Source organism: Kaistia hirudinis (genome assembly GCF_014196455.1).
GTDB classification, from domain to species: Bacteria; Pseudomonadota; Alphaproteobacteria; order Rhizobiales; family Kaistiaceae; genus Kaistia; species Kaistia hirudinis.
In genome coordinates this window covers 430,332-450,868 of record NZ_JACIDS010000005.1, presented here as the reverse complement: position 1 = coordinate 450,868, position 20,537 = coordinate 430,332, and the positions used below count along the sequence as shown (strand labels likewise).

Genomic DNA, 20,537 nt, shown 5'->3' with positions numbered 1-20,537 from the left:
GGCGCGGATCCGATCTGGAGCGTCTTCAGGCGAAGTCCATACCGGTTCGCCTGAAGAAAATGCTCGGAGGCAAAAGGCTTGGTCCGGCGCGACGCGCCGGATCACCCCTTCGCCTTACGCCGGACGAGCCGCTCTGCCAACGGCTCTGTGCGCGAAGGCCTGTGCCTCAGGCCTCGCCGACCGTCTCGAACATGACGGTTTCGAGGGACTCGGCCGCCGACTTGCCGGCCCAGACGACGAACTGGAACGCCTGGTAATAGCGCTCGCAGCTCTCGACCGCGTTTTCGAGCAGGCCTTCGATCTGGGCGGAATTCGGCTCGGCACCGCCGGCGAGCAGCAGGGTCTGGCGGTACATGACCACGCCTTCCTTGCTCCACAGGTCGAAATGGCCGATCCAGAGCTGTTCGTTGACCAGCGACAGCAGGCGCATCACTTCGAGCTTGCGCGGGTCTGTCACCTTCAGGTCGAACGCGCAGGCGAGATGCACCGCCTCCATATCCTCCATCCAGGAGAAGGAGACATGGTAGTCGCACCAGCCGCCGCCGACCGAAATCGTCAGCTCGTCATCGGCGGAACGCTCGAAATTCCAGTCGTTCGCTGCCGCGACATGCTCGATCCGGTCCAGCGGATTCACCGGACGATCTTCGGTCTCGAATTCAATGAGGCTCATGGCCGATCCTCGCGCCTGATCGGGGAATGGGACGCATCAACAGCATTCCGAAAGCGAAGCCTGGCTCCTCCTTCGTTTCGAGCAAGAAATGTCCCGCGCATCGGCGCGAAACGCCCTTGTCTATTCGAGATCAATGCCGAGTTCGGGACCCGGCAGCGCGAATCTCTTCTGATTTGAGTATATAGGCGTGGTCGCGGTTTGCGAGATCACTTTTCTTCGCATGTGCAAAAGAAAAGGTGGGTAACGTCAGTCGACGTCACACAAGCCAAAGCCGCCGGAAGCGGTGCCGCCGGCGGTCAGCATCCTCGCCTTGAGGGCGAGGCGCTCGATGTCAGGCGGGACGGAGGTCGACCGCCTTGGGGCCCTTGCCGCGCTTGTCCGGCTCGGTGTCGAACGAAACCTTCATGCCGTCATTGAGCGCACCGATGCCGGAACGCTCGACAGCGGTGACATGCACGAAGACATCCTTGCCGCCGTCATCCGGCGTAATGAAGCCGAAACCCTTCGACGCATTGAAGAATTTGACGGTTCCCGTCTGGCGCATTCCCGATCCTTCCCTTCCGCTCCCTACCGGCCGCTCGTTGGCGGCCGGGCTGTCAGGCACCCAGATGTCGGCGAAAGGTCTCAGTGTCTTCCTCTGGCACCCGGCGGTCGATGCATTGCACCGATCCGGGATATCCAAACATCCGACACAGCTTAGTCCAGTCTCCGTCAGCTTCTCGTCTGCCCTCGCAACCAGAAGAATGCGACACAACTCGCACGAACGCAACGATCTTGCTTGCCGCGCCGAAATCGATGCGTGCGCGAGTTCTCAGGGGCATTGCGCGCGCGCAGCGCTGGGCGAGATCGCCGCGTCCGAGCCTCTCGCGCGGCCTGATCACGCGCGCGTGATCGGCATGGCGGTTGATCGGACCGCTGCGAGCCCCACTTCCCTAGGATCGCATCGATCAGAGGAGGAATTGCCGTGCCGGAGCCGACACGACCTGCCGTCACTCAGGAGATGATCCGTCTCTATGACGAATACACCCACCTGACGCTCGACCGCCGCGGCTTTCTCGACAAGCTGACGCGGCTCGCCGGAGGCTCGGTGGCCGCTGCCGCCATCGTGCCGCTGCTGGCCGCCAACAAGGCTCAGGCCGCGATCGTCGCCGCGGACGATGCCCGGATCACGACGAAACCCGTGACCTTTCCGGGACCCGGTGGCGTGCAGCTCTCCGGCTATCTGGCTGCGCCCAACGATGCGGCCGGCAAGCTGCCCTCCGTCCTGGTGATCCACGAGAACCGGGGCCTCAACCCGCATATCGAGGATGTGACGCGCCGCCTCGCGCTCGAGGGCTTCCTCGCTCTCGGCATCGACCTGCTCAGCCGGGATGGCGGAACGCCGGCCGACGAGGATGCGGCGCGCGAGAAGATCGGCAAGCTCGACCCCGCGGCGACGATCGCCGAGGCGGTGGCGGCCGTCGCCTATCTCAAGGCGCTGCCGGAATCGAACGGCAAGGTCGGCGCCGTCGGCTTCTGCTGGGGCGGCGGCGTCGTGAACCGTCTGGCGACCGCCACGCCGGATCTCGTCGCGGGCGTCGCCTATTACGGCATGCAGGCCCCGGCGGCGGATGTGCCCAAGATCAAGGCGAAGCTGATGCTTCACTATGCGGGCCTCGACGATCGCATCAATGCCGGCATCCCGGCCTATGAGGCGGCACTGAAGGCGGCCGGCGTGGACTACCAGGTTTTCGTCTATGACGGCGTCAACCACGCCTTCAACAACGACACGTCGTCAGCCCGCTACGACGCGGCCGCCGCCAAGCTCGCCTGGTCGCGGACGATCGACTTCTTCAAGGCAAATCTCGGCTGAAACCGGGGCTAACGCCTTTCCCTGTCACGAAATTGGCACGATCACTGCATATTATGGCTCGCAACATTCGGTTTCGGCGGGGGCTGCCGACGGAACCGAATGTCCTCACCAGACTTATGCAGCAGATAGCCGATATCGCCGGGAAGCAGCGTCATGTCCAAGTTCGGGGCTGAGAACATCATTGCTGCCGGAGCCGTATGGCTCCTGATCATGCTGCCGAGCGCCGCCTTTGGCGGCGTATGGGGCTCCGATGCGCGCTATTGTGGCGCGCAGGCGGCCACCGGCCTGGTTCGCGCGCACTAGCGGCTGCCCGGCAGCGCACGGCCGTCTTCGGCCCAATCATTGGTTTTTATTCGGCCGGACAGGCGATCGCCGTCTCGCGGCGTGCCATGTTGCGCGAGGCGATCGCGATGCCGAGCGCGCCGATCGCAAGCGCGGCGCCGACGAGCGGCAGATGGTCGTAGCCGATCCCCAGCGTAAGCGCGGCGCCGCCGATCCAGGCGCCGGCGGCATTGCCGAGATTGAAGGCGCCCTGGTTCAGCGTCGAAGCGAGGTTGGGCGCTTCGCCGGCGCATTCGATCACGCGCATCTGCAGCGGCGGGACGAGCGTGAACAAGACGATGCCCCAGACGAACACCGTGATGCTGGCGCCGAGCGGCGAGTGGCTCGAGAAGGTGAACTGGGCGAGCACGGCCGTCAGCAGCACCAGCGCGCCGATGACGGTCGCCATCAGCTTCCAGTCGGCGAGGCGCCCGCCGATCAGATTGCCGATCGTGATGCCGAAGCCGAACAGCAGCAGCACCCAGGTGGTCGTCTGCGGCGTCAGGCCCGTCACCTGCTGCAGGATCGGCGCGATATAGGTGAACACCGAGAACATGCTGGCCGAGGCGCCGACGCTGATGGCCATGGCGAGCCAGACCTGGCCGTTGCGGAATACGCGGAACTCGCTGATCAGGCTGACGGGCGCGCGGAGGCCGTCGGTGCGAGGCACCCAGATGCTGATCGCCGCCACCGAGACGAGGCCGATTGCTGCCACGACATAGAAAGTCGAGCGCCAGCCGAAGGCATGGCCGAGCGCCGTTCCGGCCGGGACGCCGAGGATGTTGGCCAGCGTCAGCCCGGCGAACAGCATCGCCATCGCCCGTGCCCGCTGATTGTGCGGCACCAGGCTCGCCGCGACGATGGCGCCGATGCCGAAGAAGGCGCCGTGGCCGAAGGCCGTGACGACACGGGCCGCCATGAGCAGGCCGTAGTCGGGCGCGATGGCGCAGAGCAGATTGCCGATGACGAAGAGAACGGCGAGGCCGATCAGCGTCGTCTTCCGCGGCAGCTTCGCCGTCGCGATCGCGATGATCGGACCGCCGACCACGACGCCGAGCGCATAGCCCGTGATCAAGAGGCCGGCGGCCGGGATCGTCACGCCGAGATCGGCGGCGATATCCGGCAGCAGGCCCATGATGACGAATTCGGTCGTGCCGATGCCGAATGAGGCAACGGCGAGGGCGAAGAGCGCCAAGGGCATAGGAAGTCCGTTCGCGAGGAGGGCACGCGAATTAGAATGCAACCCTGTGCATTTTGCAATGCAGCATTATCAAATTGCAGGACGATGTGGCGTCAGCGCACCAGCGAGAACATCCGGTTCCAGCGGATCGACCACGGCCAATCCCAGAACTTCCACAGCGACGAGCGATCATCGACGGAGAGGAAGATTATCTGCGCCTTGCCCTCGAGATCCTCGACCGGGACATAGCCCATCTCGCTCGGCACGCGGCTGTCGGCCGAGTTGTCGCGATTGTCGCCCATCATGAAGACGTGGTCCGGCGGCACCTCGAAGCGCGGCGTATTGTCGAGATCGCCATGGTCGCCCTGGATCTCGATGATGCGATGCTTCACGCCGTTCGGCAGCGTCTCGATATATTGCGGCACCGCCACCATCTCGCCGAAGCCGTTGCGCGTCTCGAAGGGCTCGATCGGCTCGCGCTCCACGATCTTGTCGTTGATGTAGAGCCGGCCGTCCTTCATCTGCACGGTGTCGCCGGGCAGGCCGATGACGCGCTTGATATAGTCCTTCGACTGGTCGACCGGGCCGCGGAAGACGGCGATGTCGCCCTGGTCGGGCAGGCTGCCGAAGATGCGCCCGGAGATCGGCGCGATGGCGAACGGGAACGAATAGCGCGAATAACCGTAGGAGTATTTGGAGACGAAGAGATAGTCGCCGATCTCGAGCGTCGGGATGAGCGAGCCTGACGGAATCTCGAAGGGCTGGAACAGGAAGGTGCGAACGATGAGCGCGATGATCAGCGCTTCGGCGAAGACGCGGATCGTGCCGCCGACGCCATCCTTGGAGGCCTTCTCCGGCGCGGCCTTGGCGGCCGGGGTCTTGTCAGTATCGGTCATCCGGGCGGTTTCCGGCCTGTTGCGTTGGGCGAGGTTTAGGCGAAGCGCTCGCCCGGAGCAATCCGAGCGGAATGCCGCCGGGCGGCGTGGCGAGGTGTTCGCCACCATATTGTCTGACTCTGCGGCGAAACTTGGTCTCGAATCGGCGTGCGGCGGCGCGACGTGAAACGGAGGATCTCCATATTGTCGATCATTGGCCATTCCGGCCCCGCGTCTGACGGCAGCGGGCTGCGACGGCGTTTCTCCATCGGCGCGCTCGGGCTGCTCGCCGGCCTCGTGCTGGCGCCCTCGCTGGCCGCGGCCGTGGACGGCTTCACCACCGGCAACGTCAATATGCGCACCGGGCCCGGAACGGGCTTCGACAAGATCACGACCTTGCCGGCCGGCACGGGCGTCGATGTGATCGGCTGCACCGACAATGGCTGGTGCCAGGTCTCGGCCGGCGGTCCGCCCGGCTGGGTGTCGCGCAGCTATCTCGAACGCATGTCGGGTCCCCCGCCGGCCTATGACGGCCCGCCGATCGTGGTGGCGCCGCCCGTGGTCGTGCCGCCGCCCTATTACGGCGGATTCTACGGGCCCGGCTGGTATCCGCCGCTCGGCTGGGGGCCCGGCTATCCCGGCTATCGTCCGCCGCCTCCGGGCTGGCGCCCGCCGCCCGGCTACGGCCCGCCCGGTTATCCGCCGCGGCCCGGCTATGGCCCGCCCGGCTACCCGCCGCCGCCTCCCGGCTACGGTCCGCCTGGCTATCGTCCGCCACCGCCCGGATATGGGCAGCCGGGCTACCGGCCTCCGCCACCGCCCCCGGGCGGGCAGCCCGGCTACCGGCCGCCGCCGCCTCCGCCCGGTGGGCAGCCCGGCTATCGGCCGCCGCCTCCCGGCGCGCCGCTGCCGGGCTACCAGCCGCCCATCCGTCAGCCGGGTTTCCCGCAGCAGGGCGGCAAGAAGCCGATGTTCGGCTGCGACCCGATCCTGGCGCCGTGCCAGTGATCGGCGACCGCCCGCTCGGGTAGCGGGCGGTTGACGGTCCGTCGCCGAAGGAGGGGCTCGATTCCGGGGCCGCCCGACCTCATATGTGCCTGAACGGGCACAAAGAGGCGGTTCCATGGAATTCGGCGTCTACACCTTCGGCGACAACATGCCGGATCCCGCGACCGGGGTCCGGCTCGATCCGGCCCATCGCATGCGCAATCTCCTCGATGAGATCGAGCTTGCCGATCAGGTCGGCCTCGACGTGTTCGGGCTCGGCGAGCATCACCGGCCCGATTACATGATCTCGGCGCCGGACGTCGTGCTGGCCGCCGCGGCCGCCCGCACGAAGACGATCCGCCTTTCGAGCGCTGTGACGGTCCTGTCCTCCGACGATCCCGTGCGCGTCTTCCAGCGCTTCGCGACGCTCGACCTGATTTCGAACGGCCGCGCGGAAATCATGGCCGGCCGCGGCTCGTTCATCGAGTCGTTCCCGCTCTTCGGCTACGATCTCTCCGACTATGACGAGCTGTTTTCCGAAAAGCTCGAGCTGCTGCTGGCGCTGCGGGCCGGCGAGCATGTCACATGGTCGGGCCGGCACCGGGCTTCCATCAACAATCTCGGCGTCTATCCGCGTCCCGTGCAGGATCCGCTGCCGCTGTGGATCGCCGTCGGCGGCACGCCGCAATCGGTGGCGCGCGCCGGCGCGCTCGGCCTGCCGCTCGCGATCGCCATCATCGGCGGCATGCCGGAACGTTTCGCGTCTCTGGTCCGCCTCTACCGGGAAGCCGGGCAGCGCGCGGGCCAGGATGCGGCAAAGCTCGCCGTCGGCATCAATTCGCACGGCTTCATCGCCGAGACCTCGCAGGAGGCGGCCGACATCGCCTATGCGCCCTTCACCGAGGCCATGAACCGGATCGGCCGCGAACGCGGCTGGCCGCCATCCGGCCGCGGCGAGTTCGAGGCCTCGCGGCGGCTGCGCGGTGCGCTCTTCGTCGGCAGCCCGAACGAGGTCGCCGAGAAGATCCTCTACCAGCACGAATTCTTCGAACATGACCGCTTCCTGATCCAGTTCACGGTCGGCTCGATCCCGCATGACAAAATGCTGAAATCGATCGAACTGTTCGGCACGAAGGTGGTGCCGCAGGTGAAAGAGGCGCTGGCGCGCAAGGCCGATTCGCCCGAGCCGAAAGCCGCAGACGCCGTTAACCTCGCCTAACGCGCGCAGGACGCGGGAAGCTCGCGTCAACATTTTTTCAACCATTCGAAAGGGGCGGAAATCCTTGGTTTCCGCCCCTTTGTCTATTGGACGGCCCGCTCCCGTTAACTGCTCGTTAACCAGCTTCGCTTCACACATTCCTTAACGAGAAGCGGAAGAGCGATCGTGTCCACAGCAGTCAAGCAGCGTCAGACAATCCGATTCCGGGGCCGGTCCTTCCTCGCGACCGTGCTTGCCCCGCAGCTTCCGCTGGCCGACTGGCTCGCCGAGCTGGAGCGCCTCGCTTCGCGTTCCGCCGGCTATTTCGAGCATCGGCCCGTCATTCTCGACGTCTCCGGCCTGCCCATCTCCGAGCGCGACTTCAAGGGGCTGCTCGCGGCCCTGTTCGAGCGCGACATCAAGGTGATGGGGGTCGAGGGCGTCGACACGAGCTGGCTCGGCTTCGGCATGCCGCCCTCCGTGAGCGGCGGCAAGCACACCGATATCGTGCACACGCCGAACACCGAGCCACCCACCAAGGCGAAGCAGTCCTTCGGCGACCAGTCGATCCCCTCGCTGCTGATCGAGACGCCGGTTCGCTCCGGCCAGTCGATCATCTTCCCGCAGGGCGACGTCACCGTGATCGGCTCCGTCGCCTCGGGCGCCGAGATCATCGCCGGCAATTCGATCCACATCTATGGCGCGCTGCGCGGACGGGCCATCGCCGGCTCGACCGGCAATGCCGCCGCGCGGATCTTCTGCCAGCGCTTCGAGGCGGAACTGATCGCGATCGACGGTCTCTACCAGACGGCCGACGAGATCGACGCGAAGTATCGCGGCAAGGCCGTGCAGGCCTGGCTCGCGCGAGACCAGATGAACATGGCGGCTCTGGCCTGAGCCGGAAGGGTTAAGGAGACACGGACATGTCGCAGGTTCTGGTGGTCACGTCGGGCAAGGGCGGGGTCGGCAAGACGACTTCGACCGCAGCGCTCGGCGCAGCCCTCGCGCTCGGTGGCAATCGCGTGGCCGTCGTCGATTTCGACGTCGGCCTGCGCAATCTCGACCTCGTCATGGGCGCCGAGCGGCGCGTCGTCTACGACCTGATCAACGTGGTCCAGGGCGAGGCGAAGCTGCAGCAGGCGCTGATCCGCGACAAGCGGCTCGACACGCTCTATCTGCTGCCGGCCTCGCAGACCCGCGACAAGGACGCGCTGACCGCCGAGGGCGTCGCCCGCGTCATGGAGGAGCTGCGCGAGAGCTTCGACTGGATCGTCTGCGACTCGCCCGCCGGCATCGAGCGCGGCGCGATGCTCGCCATGCGCCATGCCGATGTCGCCGTCGTCGTGACCAATCCGGAAGTCTCGTCCGTGCGCGACAGCGACCGCATCATCGGCATGCTCGACGCCAAGACCGAGAAGGCCGAGCGGGGCGAATATATGGAGAAGCACCTCCTGCTCACCCGCTACGACGCGGCGCGGGCGGAGCGCGGCCAGATGCTCAAGGTCGACGACGTGCTCGAGATCCTCTCGATTCCGCTGCTCGGCATCATCCCCGAGAGCGAGGCCGTGCTGAACGCCTCCAATCTCGGCTGCCCGGTGACGCTGAACGCGGCCGAGAGCGCGCCGGCCAAGGCCTATATCGACGCCGCCCGGCGCCTCGAGGGCGACACCGTGCCGATGGTGGTCCCGATGGAGCGCCGCGGCCTGATGAGCAAGATCTTCGGCCGGAGGGCGGCATGACGATTTTCGACTTCTTCCGACCCGCGCGCTCTGCGCCGGTCGCGCGCGACCGGCTGCAGATCCTCCTGCAGCACGAGCGCGTCACGGCAGGCGCCAGCGACCTCGTCGCCGTCCTGCGCGAGGAAATCCTCGCTGTCCTGCAGCGCCATGTCGACATCCCCGCCGACAAGGTCCAGGTCAAGATGCAGCGCGGCGAAGCGATCTCGACCCTCGAGGTCGACGTCGAACTGCCAAATCCGGTTCGCCGCAAGGCGGCGTGAGGGGCGGGGCGGCGGTCGGACATCTCTGCGCCGTCGCAGCGCGCTCAGGCGCCGAGGATCGTGTCCTCGGAATCGTCCAACGTCGCCGCGTCTCCCCCGATACGGCGGCTGATCGTCTCCCAGATCTGACGGAGGCGGATGACGTGGAGGTCGTCCATGACGACGCGAACCATATGCTTGATGGTCGCGTCCTCATCCTCGACTTCGAAGACCTTGTACTTGGTCCTCGTGCCGTCCTGTATGATGTCGAAGCTCATGATGGGCTGAGTGGTGCTTGCAGGCGTTTGCTCGACGCGAACATGATAGCCACACGGCGCGGTCGGCGTATCATAGAGTGGAAGCTTCACGCGGTACTTGGCTTTCTTGAGGCTTTCTTCAAACATCAACCTGTCAAACGCATCCATATCTAGAGGGGCCGAATCCGGACTATCCGGATTCCGCATTTTGATTTTCCCGAGGCTCTCTATATCTCGGCTGATCTGGGTCGTCGCCATGAGGATCGAGCCGACGGCCCGGCGAAACGCCTGGGTGGATTTCAGGCTCAGGACCGCCCTTTCGAGATCGAATATCGTGCGGATATTGTGCTGCCGCAGGATCAGGAAGCGCTCGAGCCCGACCACAGTGCAAAGCTGTGCCTGCGCAACCCAGTCGATGGTCTGATAGATGCCATACGGGGTTTCGACGTGCAGCAGGATCGGATTGGCAACAGCCAGGTTCTGCACTTCATAAACGCCGGCCGCCGCCAGCCGAAAACGTGTAAAGAAATCGATGCCATCGATCGCGTCGAGCGGGACCGAGCGGGTGGCATCATTAAACCGGTTGTCGGTGAGCTTGAGAAAGCTTGCCAGCCCCGCGGCGAAGCCTGCGGCACGCTCTTGCTTCTGCGCTTCAACGACCGATGTCGCGACAGATGCCTTCGCCCACTCCCGATTGCTGATCCAAGCCAGGACATAGTTGAGACCTGCATCGGGAACGAACCCTATGGCGAAGACGAAGGGATAGAGAACCTTGCCCGGGCTCGTGCCGCAAACATGATCAAGTGTCAGGCCACGAAGACAGTTCCAAAGGACAATTGCGGCAGCGAGACTCGTCACGATTTGCAAGGTGGCGCGCATGAATGTCGTCGCCGAAAGGTCGAACAGACAGACGGCTCTGACCAGTATGGTCATGGCCGAAGCATAGGCACCGAGGAAGGCTATGGATAGCATCGGCGGGTAAAGTGCGCAGCCGCCGAACTGGGCGCCGACATTGGATAGCGTGCCGAACGGGTCGATCTTTCGCGCGGTGTCTATCGCACCAATCCAGCCGATCATTACGATACCGACAAAAGGAAGGGCTGTCATAGCCATCTGCCGATTGACTGGCATATCGAAGCAGCGAATCGGATTGACAAGATAGTTGACGGTCGGCTTGCTTTTATATGGCGCGGGACTTCCCGCACTTCGGGCATCCAGTAGTTCCTCCAGCCGGATGAAATGGTCTTCCGGCATCGCTTCATCAAGGTCGATGGTATACTTTGAAACGACCAGCTCCATTGACGGCGAGGAGCGGATGTCGGGTCGATAGGACTTGAGGGGCACTGGCGTTTCGCCGTTTTTCGGGCACGGCGACGGGTCGATCGCGAAGCCTTTCGAGAACGCATAGATGCGCTTAACGCGTCCGATGCGGACGGCATGATTGACTTTGATGGTTATGATCGAACTGGCGAGTGCGATCAGCAGAGGCAGCCAGAGAACGTAGCAGGTGTCGCGGCTGACAACCCAGCTCACCAGTCCGTCCAGTGGGCTTGTCACACCATCAGGTGAACCGACAGACCAGAGCGCATCCACAAAGACCCCTCCGGACCATAGTGTCGATCGCATAAGTTTATATCATATGTTTCTGCTCGTAAAAAGAGTGTAATCTTTCGAATGCTGTGTGAGCTGATGGCCCTATGCACTCACTCCCGCCCCCTCACACAAACCTCGGGATCGGACCGTCTTGCGGGGTCTGGTTGGGGAGGTCGATGAAGGTTTCGTCGATGTAGCACCAGCCCCAGCCTTCGGGCGGATCATAGCCTTCGATGATCGGGTGGCCGGTTGCGTGGAAATGGCGGGTCGCGTGCTTGTTCGGCGAGTCGTCGCAGCAGCCGACATGGCCGCAGGTCCGGCACAGGCGCAGATGGACCCACCAGGCGCCGATCTTCAGGCATTCCTCGCAGCCCTTGGCGCTCGGCTTGACTGTCCGGATCGTGCCGGCGTGTGTGCAGGTTTCGCTCATGTCCTGTCGACCCGTGTCTGGTTGGGGGAGGGGGTGTTGGCGTTTGCGGCGAGATAGGCGTGGATCGCGGCGACGACCTGCGCGCCTTCTCCGACGGCGGCCGCGACGCGCTTGACGGAGCCCGAGCGCACGTCGCCGGCCGCGAACAGGCCGGGCCGGCTCGTTTCGAGCGGCTGGCGTCCGGACCCGGCGGCCTCGCCGGTCAGCACGAAGCCCTTGGCGTCGCGGGCGACGCCGCAGCCTTCGAGCCAGTCGGTGTTCGGGTCGGCGCCAATGAACAGGAAGAGATGGGCGGCCGGCCGCGTCGTCGTTGCGCCGGTCTTGCGGTTGGTCCAGCTCACGCCGTCGAGCGCGCCGGGCGTGCCATGCAGCGCCGTGACCTCGCTGTCCGTGACGAGTTCGATATTGGGCGTCGCGGCGATGCGGTCGATCAGATAGCGCGACATGCTGGCCGCGAGGCCGCCGGCGCGGATGATCATCCAGACCTTCGCCGCCTGGCCCGACAGGAAGACGGCGGCCTGGCCGGCGGAATTGCCGCCGCCGACCAGCACGACCTCCTGGGCGGCGCAGAGCCTGCGCTCCAATGGCGAGGCCCAATAATGCACGCTCGCGCCGCCGAAATCCGCGATGCCCGGAATGGCCGGATGGCGATACCGCGCGCCACTGGCGATCACCACCGTCTGCGCCGAGGCGTGCTCGCCGTCACCGAGCGTCAGGCGGAAGCCGGGCGCGCCGTCGATGTCCTGCGGTTCGATGAACTGCGCCGAGGCCGGGATCGCGAATTCGGTGCCGAATTTCTGGGCCTGGTTATAGGCCCGCGCCATCAGCGCCATGCCGGTGATGCCGGTCGGGAAGCCGAGATAATTCTCGATCCGTGCCGAGGCGCCGGCCTGGCCGCCAAAGGCGCGCGTATCGAGCGCCAGCACCGAGAGGCCCTCCGAGCCGGCATAGACTGCAGTCGCGAGGCCCGCCGGTCCGGCGCCGACCACCGCGACGTCATAGACGCGATCGGGATCGATCTTGCCGACGAGGCCGAGGCAGCGCGCGAGCTCCTGTTCGGACGGGTTGCGCAGGATCTGCCCGCCCGGGCAGAGCACCACCGGCATTTCCTCGCGCGTCAGATGCAGCCGCTCGAGCAGCGCGTCCGAGGCCGGATCGGCGGTGGGATCGAGCCATTGATAGGGATGGCCGTTGCGCCCGAGGAAGCCTTCGAGCCGCAGCAGGTCGTCAAGGCCCGCCGGCGCCACGATGACGGGACCGGCGCCGGCCTCGATCAGGCCGACCCGGCGCAGGATCAGCGCGCGCATGACGCGTTCGCCGAGATCGGCTTCCGCGATCATCAGTCCCCGCAGCCGTTCGGGCGGAACCAGCAGCGCCTCCACGGCGCCGATCGCGCGCACATCGACGAGGGCAGGGCGGCCGGAGAGCTGGCTGATCTCGCCGACGAAATGACCCGCACCCTGGCGCACGATCAGATGCTCGACGCCCGCCGCGTCGCGATGGGTGACCGTGATCTCGCCGGCCAGGATCAGCAGCAGACCGGGCGAAAGGCCGCCGGCTGCGACGATCGTCGCGCCATCGGCATAGGCGACGCGCGTGGCGAAGCGCTCGACGCGGGCGATATCGGCCGCCGAGAGGAGAGGGAAGGCCTGATCGCGGCGGGATTCTACGGTCGATGGCATGTGCGATGCTCCGCGAGATCGGCCGCCGGGCGACCGGTGTCAGTAATGCGGCGGAGGGGGTTCCGCCGAGGGCAGGCTCGGGCGCGCCTCGACGATCTCGTCGAATTCGGCCTTGAGCCTGTCATAGCGCCGCGCGAGCCGGTCGATCTTCTCCCATTGCGCGGCAATCATGGTGTGCAGCTCCTCGATCGTGCGTTCTTGAAAAGCGGCACGGGTTTCGAGGTCGTCGATCCGGGCGACGAGGTCCTTGGTGGGGTCGGTGCTCATAACTTGTCTCTAGCTCAGGGGGCGGCGACGTCGAGATGGCGCTTCATCTCCGCCGCGACGGCCTCGACTTCGGCGGCGGCCTTGCTGCCCGGGAAGGTTTCCATGACGGTCGAGCCGAGGCCCATGGTCGAGCCGAAGGCGACGCGGTTGCCGATGCGGGCTTCCAGCGTTTCGGCGCCCAGCTCGGCCAGCTTGGCGATCATCTGATCTGTGGTCTGCGCCCGGGCGGGGGCACGGTTGATGACGAGGACGGAGGGAGGGCCGCCGCGCTCGACCAGTTCCAGCGTCGCCTGCGTCGCCCAGAGGTCGACCGGCGTCGGCTGGACGGGAACGGCGACGAGATCCGCGATCTCGATGACGTTGCGCGCTTCGAGGTCGGAGCGGGGCGGCATGTCGATGACGACGAGGTCATGGTCGCGGGCGAGCAGCTTCGCCTCGCGCTTCGCGCCCCAGCCGCTGGCCGTGCGCAGGACGAGGCCCGCCCCGTCCTCGCCGAGCCGCCGCTCCCGGATCTCGAACCACTGGCCGAGGCTGCCCTGCGGATCGACATCGAGGATCGCGACGCGCCACCGCTTCGTGAAGGCGACGGCGAGATGAGCCGCGAGCGTCGTCTTGCCCGAGCCGCCCTTCTGCTGCGCGATCACCAGAGTCTTGCCGGCCATGCCATTGTCGCTCCGTGGCTCTCATCGGCGAACCTGCCCGCCTGATCCAGGTTGCACTGCGGCATCCTATAGAAGGCGCAGCCCGCCGTCTCCCCGCGTGCGTCGCCTGATGTGACCGGAATCTTGGCGGCCGACCCTTCAAATCGGCGGTGACTCGTTCTACTTTCGTACCCATGGCCAAACGTCCCACTCCCCAAGGTTTCGGCGAAGCGCCGCAGGCTCCGTTCGAGGGCGAACCGCTCTCGGGCAACATCGCCGACTGGATCGACGAGATCGCGCGCGCGGCCGACGCCGAGCCGATCGCGCCGAAGCCGAAGCGGGCGCCGCGGGCCCGCGGCGAGCGCATGCAACTGGTCGATCTGCCCGTCGACGCCGACAAGAAGGCGAAGAAGAAGGGCGGCAAGGAGGGGGCCGGGCATAAATCCGGCCGCGGCACCTCGATCGGCATTGCGGGTTCGGCGCGCGAGCGCGCCGCCAGCGGGCTCAATCCCGTCGCCGGCCTCGACGTGACGCTGGAGGAGGCCGAGGCGACGGGGAGCCTCGCCTCGTCTTCCGTCACCAAGACGGTGGCGGCGCTGACCGAACTGATCGAGAAGGGCCGGCCGGAGATCCGGGACAAGACCTGGGTGCCGCATCGCCCGCCGCGTCCGGAGAAGTCGGAAGGCGGCGTGCCGCTGAAGATCGTGTCCGAGTTCGAGCCGCGGGGCGACCAGCCGCAGGCGATCGCCGAACTGGTCGGCGCGATCCGCAATCAGGAGCGCGACCAGGTGCTGCTCGGCGTCACCGGCTCGGGCAAGACCTTCACCATGGCCAAGGTGATCGAGGAAACGCAGCGCCCGGCCCTGATTCTCGCGCCGAACAAGACGCTCGCCGCGCAGCTCTATGGCGAGTTCAAGTCGTTCTTCCCGGAGAACGCGGTCGAATATTTCGTCTCGTATTACGACTACTACCAGCCCGAGGCCTATGTGCCGCGGACCGACACCTATATCGAGAAGGAATCCTCGGTCAACGAGCAGATCGACCGCATGCGCCACTCGGCGACGCGGTCTTTGCTGGAGCGGGACGACGTGATCATCGTCGCCTCGGTCTCGTGCATCTACGGTATCGGCTCGGTCGAGACCTATACCGCCATGACCTTCGGCATCGCGCTCGGCGAGAAGCTCGATCAGCGTCAGCTGCTCGCCGACCTGGTCGCGCTGCAATACAAGCGGCAGGATCTGAATTTCGTGCGCGGTTCCTTCCGCGTGCGCGGCGACACGGTCGAGATTTTCCCGGCCCACCTCGAGGACCGCGCCTGGCGCGTCTCGCTGTTCGGCGACGAGGTCGAGACCATCACCGAGTTCGACCCGCTGACCGGACAGAAGACGGCGGACCTCAAATTCGTGAAGGTCTATGCGAATTCGCACTATGTGACGCCGAAGCCGACGCTCAACCAGGCGATCCAATCGATCAAGACCGAGCTGCGCGCGCGCCTCGCCGAGCTGGAGGCCGCCGGGCGGTTGCTGGAAGCGCAGCGGCTTGAGCAGCGCTGCCGCTTCGACATCGAGATGATCGAGGCGACGGGCTCCTGCGCCGGCATCGAGAATTATTCGCGCTATCTGACCGGCCGCCTGCCGGGCGAGCCGCCGCCGACCCTGTTCGAATATCTGCCGGACAATGCGCTCGTCTTCACCGATGAGAGCCATGTCACGATCCCGCAGATCGGCGCCATGTATCGCGGTGACTTCCGCCGCAAGGCGACGCTGGCCGAATATGGCTTCCGCCTGCCGTCCTGCATGGACAACCGGCCGCTGCGCTTCGAGGAATGGGACGCGATGCGGCCGCAATCGGTCCATGTCTCGGCGACGCCCGGAAGCTGGGAAATGGAGGAGACCGGCGGCGTCTTCGTCGAGCAGGTCATCCGCCCGACCGGCCTCGTCGATCCGCCCGTCGAGATCCGCCCCGCCAAGAGCCAGGTCGACGATCTGCTCGGCGAAGTGCGCGAAGTCGCGAAGAAGGGCTATCGCACCCTCGTCACCACGCTGACCAAGCGCATGGCCGAGGACCTGACGGAGTATCTGCACGAGAACGGCGTGCGCGTGCGCTACATGCACTCCGACATCGATACGCTGGAGCGCATCGAGATTATCCGCGACCTGCGCCTCGGCGCCTTCGACGTGCTGATCGGCATCAACCTGCTGCGCGAGGGCCTCGACATTCCCGAATGCGGCATGGTGGCGATCCTCGATGCCGACAAGGAAGGCTTCCTGCGCTCGGAGACGTCGCTGATCCAGACGATCGGCCGTGCGGCGCGCAATGTCGACGGCAAGGTCATCCTCTATGCGGATCACATCACCGGCTCGATGGAGCGGGCGATGGCGGAGACCAATCGTCGCCGCGAGAAGCAGGTCGCCTATAATCTCGAGCACGGCATCACGCCGGAATCGGTCAAGAAGTCGATCGGCGACATCCTGTCCTCGGTCTATGAGCAGGATCACGTCACGGTCGATGCCGGCCTCGCCGATACGCCGCTGGTCGGCAATAATCTGAAGGCGCATCTCGACGACCTCGAAAAGCGCATGCGCGAGGCGGCGATGAACCTCGAATTCGAGACCGCCGCGCGGCTGCGCGACGAGATCAAGCGGCTCAAGGAAACGGAACTCGCCATCGCCGACGATCCGCTGGCGCGCCAGAGCGAGATCGACGACCGTACCGGCGGCTTCCGCGGCACGCGCAAATATGGCAACGCCGCCAACATGCCGCCCGAGACCGAGGCGGATCGCCAGCGCCGCCGCCAGAGTCGCGGCTTCGACCGCGACCGGTCGGAGCTGGCCGACGAGCCGGCGAGCCGCGCGCGCAAGAATTCGCTCGACGAGATGACGGTGAAACGCACCGAGGTTCCCGTCGCGACGCGGGCGCGGAAGCCCGATCTCGACGAGATGGGAGAGAGCTCCAACATGACGTCCAAGGCCGCCGATATCGGCGAGCGCCCCGTCAAGCCGGACCCGATGACCAAGAACCACCGCCCCGGCGGTCGCTCGACGGCGGGACGGGCCGGGAGCCATGCGGGGCGGAAGGGCAAGCGGTAGGCGCGGGCGCTGCTCGCCCCGCGCCGCGACCATTTCGGCCATTGGTCGCTCGCGGCGGCAGGCGCACAGTGAGCATCTCGAACCGAACCGGCGTGCGACGGGGTGCGCCTGGATATCAGCATGTCGCTCCTTGACGACTATCTGCCGGTGCATCAGTTCAGCGAACGGCACTCCCGGCGCATGACGGCGGAGCCGCACGCCGTCCTGGCGGCCGCCGCGACCTATGAGCCCCGGTCGGATCGTTTCATTCGCGCTGCGATCGGCCTCCGGGAATTGCCGATGCGCCTGTTCGGCCTCGTCTCGGGGCGACAGGCAGAGCTTCCGCCGGCCTTCGGCATGGACAAGTTCGCGCTGCTCGACGAGCGCGCCGGCCGCGAACGGGTCTATGGACTGGTCGGACGGTTCTGGAAGCCGAATTTCGGTCTCGTGCCCGTTGCGGACGGCCCCGCTTTCCTGGCCTTCGACGAGCCGGGCGTCGCGAAGCTGGTCCTCGGCTTCTCCGCGACGCAGGAGCCGGGCGGGTTCACGACCTTGACCACGGAGACGCGCGTCTTCTGCCCGGACGCCGCGACGCGCCGCCAGTTCGCGCCCTATTGGTACCTGATCCGCCCGGTGAGTGGCCTGATCCGCGGCCGGATGCTGGCCGCGATCCAGCGCGCGTGCGAAGGGTGACGCGCTCGTAGCGATCGGGGGAAGCGGCGGCCCGTCCCGGGCCAAACCCGGCCGATCTGCTCGGGGCTGTGCTCTTGCCGTCGATTGTGCTGTTCTCTGGTCGGCCATCGGCCGATGGGGAGGCGCGAATGACGGATGTCCTGGTTGTCGGGGCGGGTCCGGTTGGGCTCAGTCTTGCGATCGAACTGGCGCGGCATGGCGTGCGGTGCCGGATCATCGACAAGGCGGCGGAGCCTTCGCGCTTCTGCCGCGCCATCGGCGTCACGCCGCGGACACTGGAAATCTGGGAATCCATGGGTCTCGCGCGCGACATGGTCGATGCCGGGCTCTGGCTGACCGGCATGCGGTCGATCATCAATGGCAAGACGATGCCGGACGAGGTCGTGCCCGAGCTCGACCTGCCCTATGCCGCGCTGGGGCTGCCCCAATACGAGACCGAACGCCTGCTCACGGCCCGCTTGAACGAACTGGGGATCCATGTCGAGTGCGGCGTGGAGCTGATCGGCGTGACGGCGGGGGCGGATCGCGTCCTTGTCGAGCTTCGCGACAGTTTGGCGGCCCTGGAGAGCGCCGAATTCGCCTATGTCGTCGGCTGCGATGGCGCCCATAGCCGGATCCGCAAGGAGATCGGCGCAAGCTTCGACGGCGACGCCTATCCCTGGTCGTTCATGCTCGGCGACGTGCATATCGACTGGGATCTCGCCTATGGCCGCGCCCTTCGCGCGGTGCGCCCCGTGGAGGGCGGTCCGCCCGACATGTTCATCGCCATTCCGCTGCCCGGGCGCGGACGCTATCGCGTGTCGATGCTGGCGCCGCAAAGCGTCCAGGACCTCGCCGGCTCCGACCACGGCATCCAGACCGAAATGCCGGGCCCGAGCCTTGCGGATCTGCAGGCCATTGCCGACGATCTTCTGCCCGATGGCGCTCGGCTCTCCGATCTGCGCTGGTCGTCGATCTTCCGCATATCGATGCGTCTCGCCAGCCTGTATCGCCATGGCCGTCTGCTGATCGCGGGCGATGCGGCGCATATCCATCCGCCCACGGGCGGGCAGGGCATGAACACCGGCATTCAGGACGTCCATAACCTCGCCTGGAAGCTGGCGCTCGTGCTGAAGCGACAGGCGGCGGCGGACCTGCTCGACAGCTACGAGGCCGAGCGCCGGCCGGTTGGGGCCGACGTCATCGCCCGCACGCGGGCCGCCAGCGAGAATTATGGCCGCGAAATCGACAAGGCCAATGCGCGCCTTGTCGATGCACAGATCCTCGTCGCCTATCATGAGAGCCGGATCGTGCGCGACGATGCCGGACCGGGGGTCGCGGGCCTTGTGCCGGGCGACCGGGCTGCGGATGTCAGCGGCCTCGCGCGTCAGGGGCTCGGCTTTCCCCTCCGCCTGTTCGACATGCTGGCCGGCACGGATCACGTCCTGCTCGCGCGCATCGATGGCGAGGATGTTGCCGGCGCGCTGGTCGATTTCGCCGCCTTCGCAGCCGACTGGCGGCGCAGCCATGACGTGCCGCTGCGTTTCGTCGCGATCGTCGCCGATGGCCCGCAGCAGCCCGGCGTCGCGGTGCTGCACGATCCGGCCCGCCGCTTCGGTGCGGCCTATGGCGGGGCGTCGGCCTTCCTCGTGCGGCCGGATGGCTATATCGGGTGGCGCGGCCCGTCCTTCCGCCACGATGGCCTGGCGGACTATTTCGAGACGCTCATGAAAGGCGCATGAGGGCGCGCTACTGCACCGTCTTCTTCGCGATCAGCACATAGCCGCGCGTCTTGTTGTCATTGTCCGCATCGGGCGTGTTCATCGCGGCATAAAGATCGGCGACGGTGACCCAGACCGGCGGATATTTGTAGCGGGCGACGTCGAGGATCAGGAAGCGGTCCGCCTCGGCGTCATAGGCCGCGAGCGGCGAGATATGGCCGCCGGTCTGCTGGCCCATGGCCTTGCGCAGATAATTGACGATGACGAAATGGCCCTTCTGCGCCAGATAATCCCGCGCTTCGCTGCGGAAGGTGTCGAGGCTCGAATCCGCGGCGTGGCGCACGCTCGCCTCGACTGGCTTCGTGGCGATGGCGGCGCCGAGCTGGTCGAGCGTCATGCCCTGCTTCAGGATCGTCGCCCTGGGGATCACCGCCTCGGTGGCCTCGTCGAGGACATTGTCCTGCGTGAAGGTCTTGAACGGCTCATATTCCGGCACGGCTGGCGCGGGCAGGGCCATGGCGTTGAATACCATGGTCATCGAGGCGACGCCGCAGAAAGACTGCGTCTTCTGGGTGACGAAATTGTCGGCGAGCGGGAAATAGGCCTCGCGCGCCTCGGCGCCGACGAGCAGCGCTTCTCCGGCATCGCTGGAGGCGCCGACGAGGTTCTCCGGCAACGGCAGGGTCTGCGCGAGTGCGCCGGCCACGGCGAGGCCGAACGCGACGACTGCAATACCGAGGCGGCGGATGATCATGGCGACGTCCTCCCACCCGCAGGATGAACCCGCCGCGCCAGCGTGACAATGGCCGGGATCAGTGAGCGCCAAGCGCATCGGCAGAGGGGGCAGTGGCGCGTTCCCTCTCCCGCGAAGCGGGGGAGGGCGAGGGAGGGAGCCAACCTGCACGATCGCTCGAGTTGTGGCGCCAGCCTGTGCTCGATAATCTCCGGCCGCCGCGGCCTGATCACCCCCTCCCCAGCCCTCCCCCGCAAGCGGGAGAGGGGGCAGGCCGGTGCGCGCCGGACGAGCCCGGGAAAGTAATCTATCCCCGCCCCCTCCGACCGAGCGCATACTCCCTTCATCCCCGCCCACCGAAGAGGGCGAACCGGTCGTTCCGTTTGCGGGTGGGGCTCGGCGGGCCTTGGGG

At 66.3% G+C, this 20,537-nt stretch carries 20 protein-coding genes; 10 read left to right on the top strand and 10 right to left on the bottom strand.

All coding sequences use genetic code 11. The features are described from left to right. Positions 1–166 precede the first annotated feature (166 nt). Entirely contained in the window at positions 167–670 is a 504-nt protein-coding gene (locus tag GGR25_RS20690; protein ID WP_183400761.1) for a type III secretion system chaperone family protein, read from the bottom strand. 331 nt (positions 671–1,001) lie between these two features. Then, positions 1,002–1,214 (bottom strand): cold-shock protein, encoded by a 213-nt coding sequence (locus GGR25_RS20685; protein WP_183400760.1) that lies wholly within the window; start codon positions 1,212–1,214, stop codon positions 1,002–1,004. Between the two features lie 456 nt (positions 1,215–1,670). Here GGR25_RS20685 and GGR25_RS20680 point away from each other — a divergent pair, with 456 nt between their 5' ends. Together GGR25_RS20680 and GGR25_RS20675 are read left to right on the top strand one after the other, a co-directional pair. Continuing rightward, on the top strand, positions 1,671–2,522 hold the full coding sequence (locus GGR25_RS20680; RefSeq protein WP_183400956.1) for a dienelactone hydrolase family protein: 852 nt from the start codon (positions 1,671–1,673) through the stop codon (positions 2,520–2,522). A gap of 153 nt (positions 2,523–2,675) precedes the next feature. Then, a complete protein-coding gene (locus tag GGR25_RS20675) occupies positions 2,676–2,825 on the top strand; it encodes a hypothetical protein (protein WP_183400759.1) in 150 nt (49 codons plus the stop codon). Between the two features lie 46 nt (positions 2,826–2,871). On the opposite strand, the gene GGR25_RS20670 is transcribed toward GGR25_RS20675, so the two are convergent. Continuing rightward, a complete protein-coding gene (locus GGR25_RS20670) occupies positions 2,872–4,044 on the bottom strand; it encodes an MFS transporter (RefSeq protein ID WP_183400758.1) in 1,173 nt (390 codons plus the stop codon). A gap of 92 nt (positions 4,045–4,136) precedes the next feature. Continuing rightward, complete coding sequence (lepB, locus tag GGR25_RS20665; protein ID WP_183400757.1) at positions 4,137–4,919, bottom strand: signal peptidase I; 783 nt, start codon at positions 4,917–4,919, stop codon at positions 4,137–4,139. 183 nt (positions 4,920–5,102) lie between these two features. On the opposite strand from lepB, the gene GGR25_RS20660 reads away from it, so the two are divergent. From GGR25_RS20660 to minE, 5 genes are all read left to right on the top strand, one after another. Continuing rightward, positions 5,103–5,906, top strand: a complete 804-nt coding sequence (locus GGR25_RS20660; RefSeq protein ID WP_183400756.1) for an SH3 domain-containing protein — start codon at positions 5,103–5,105, stop codon at positions 5,904–5,906. Between the two features lie 115 nt (positions 5,907–6,021). Further along, complete coding sequence (locus GGR25_RS20655; RefSeq protein ID WP_183400755.1) at positions 6,022–7,104, top strand: LLM class flavin-dependent oxidoreductase; 1,083 nt, start codon at positions 6,022–6,024, stop codon at positions 7,102–7,104. Positions 7,105–7,269: 165 nt separating this feature from the next. Then, entirely contained in the window at positions 7,270–7,980 is a 711-nt protein-coding gene (gene minC / locus GGR25_RS20650) for a septum site-determining protein MinC (protein ID WP_183400754.1), read from the top strand. A gap of 26 nt (positions 7,981–8,006) precedes the next feature. Next, positions 8,007–8,822, top strand: coding sequence for a septum site-determining protein MinD (minD, locus tag GGR25_RS20645; protein WP_183400753.1), 816 nt, complete (start codon positions 8,007–8,009; stop codon positions 8,820–8,822). Continuing rightward, complete coding sequence (minE, locus tag GGR25_RS20640) at positions 8,819–9,082, top strand: cell division topological specificity factor MinE (protein WP_183400752.1); 264 nt, start codon at positions 8,819–8,821, stop codon at positions 9,080–9,082. The genes minD and minE overlap by 4 nt, the downstream gene beginning before the upstream one ends. 44 nt (positions 9,083–9,126) lie before the next feature. Here minE and GGR25_RS20635 read toward each other — a convergent pair whose 3' ends face one another. The 5 genes from GGR25_RS20635 to parA form a co-directional block, all read right to left on the bottom strand. Next, positions 9,127–10,851 (bottom strand): hypothetical protein, encoded by a 1,725-nt coding sequence (locus tag GGR25_RS20635; protein ID WP_183400751.1) that lies wholly within the window; start codon positions 10,849–10,851, stop codon positions 9,127–9,129. 184 nt (positions 10,852–11,035) lie between these two features. Beyond that, positions 11,036–11,341, bottom strand: coding sequence for a UBP-type zinc finger domain-containing protein (locus tag GGR25_RS20630; protein WP_183400750.1), 306 nt, complete (start codon positions 11,339–11,341; stop codon positions 11,036–11,038). Then, positions 11,338–13,023: an FAD-dependent oxidoreductase gene (locus GGR25_RS20625; protein ID WP_183400749.1), complete on the bottom strand. Its 1,686-nt coding sequence runs from the start codon at positions 13,021–13,023 to the stop codon at positions 11,338–11,340. The genes GGR25_RS20630 and GGR25_RS20625 overlap by 4 nt, the downstream gene beginning before the upstream one ends. Positions 13,024–13,062: 39 nt before the next feature. After that, complete coding sequence (locus tag GGR25_RS20620) at positions 13,063–13,290, bottom strand: SlyX family protein (RefSeq protein WP_183400748.1); 228 nt, start codon at positions 13,288–13,290, stop codon at positions 13,063–13,065. 14 nt (positions 13,291–13,304) lie between these two features. Continuing rightward, complete coding sequence (gene parA, locus GGR25_RS20615) at positions 13,305–13,952, bottom strand: ParA family partition ATPase (RefSeq protein WP_183400747.1); 648 nt, start codon at positions 13,950–13,952, stop codon at positions 13,305–13,307. Positions 13,953–14,125: 173 nt separating this feature from the next. Between parA and uvrB the strand changes: the two genes are divergently transcribed. From uvrB to GGR25_RS20600, 3 genes are all read left to right on the top strand, one after another. Then, the gene (gene uvrB / locus GGR25_RS20610) at positions 14,126–17,020 is read left to right on the top strand and encodes an excinuclease ABC subunit UvrB (protein ID WP_183400746.1); all 2,895 of its coding nucleotides are present in this window, start codon (positions 14,126–14,128) and stop codon (positions 17,018–17,020) included. A gap of 120 nt (positions 17,021–17,140) precedes the next feature. Then, on the top strand, positions 17,141–17,692 hold the full coding sequence (locus GGR25_RS20605) for a hypothetical protein (protein WP_183400745.1): 552 nt from the start codon (positions 17,141–17,143) through the stop codon (positions 17,690–17,692). 128 nt (positions 17,693–17,820) lie between these two features. Continuing rightward, the gene (locus GGR25_RS20600) at positions 17,821–19,413 is read left to right on the top strand and encodes an FAD-dependent monooxygenase (RefSeq protein WP_183400744.1); all 1,593 of its coding nucleotides are present in this window, start codon (positions 17,821–17,823) and stop codon (positions 19,411–19,413) included. 7 nt (positions 19,414–19,420) lie between these two features. On the opposite strand, the gene GGR25_RS20595 is transcribed toward GGR25_RS20600, so the two are convergent. After that, positions 19,421–20,146, bottom strand: coding sequence for a phytochelatin synthase family protein (locus tag GGR25_RS20595; protein ID WP_210300036.1), 726 nt, complete (start codon positions 20,144–20,146; stop codon positions 19,421–19,423). Positions 20,147–20,537: the final 391 nt, after the last annotated feature.